The organism is Streptococcus sanguinis (assembly GCF_019929145.1).
GTDB lineage: Bacteria > Bacillota > Bacilli > Lactobacillales > Streptococcaceae > Streptococcus > Streptococcus sanguinis_U.
The window spans coordinates 1-527 of sequence record NZ_JAHZOW010000027.1 but is presented as its reverse complement, the minus strand read 5'-3'; the positions used below and the strand labels follow the sequence as shown (position 1 = coordinate 527).

Annotated in this window: 1 protein-coding gene; it reads left to right on the top strand. The window is 46.7% G+C overall.

Features of this window, described 5'->3' with window-relative positions; all coding sequences use genetic code 11:
* The coding region (locus K1I94_RS11320) for a transposase (RefSeq protein ID WP_223315343.1) at positions 1-252 on the top strand (252 nt) is incomplete at its 5' end.
* Between the last annotated feature and the right edge of the window lie 275 nt (positions 253-527).

The window sequence follows — 527 nt, the reverse complement described above, 5'->3', positions numbered from 1 at the left end:
CGTCCCGGCAAGGTAAAAACCTTGAAGCAGCATCCGCGCAAGAACAAAACGGCCATCAACATCGAATACATGAAAGCCAGCATCCGTGCCAGGGTAGAGCACCCGTTTCGCATCATCAAGCGGCAGTTCGGCTTCGTGAAAGCCAGATACAAGGGGCTGCTGAAAAACGATAACCAACTGGCGATGTTATTCACCCTGGCCAACCTGTTTCGGGTGGACCAAATGATACGTCAGTGGGAGAGATCTCACTAAAAACTGGGGATAACGCCTTAAATGGCGAAGAAACGGTCTAAATAGGCTGATTCAAGGCATTTACGGGAGAAAAAATCGGCTCAAACATGAAGAAATGAAATGACTGAGTCAGCCGAGAAGAATTTCCCCGCTTATTCGCACCTTCCCTAGCGAACAGATGTCACCGACAGAATATGAAAACCAGTATTATCAACGGCTCGGAAGTGTCTAGATTATCCGTGGCGATTCATTTCTTATCCAGCAACGGGATGAACCACAAATTATTTGTATTTACT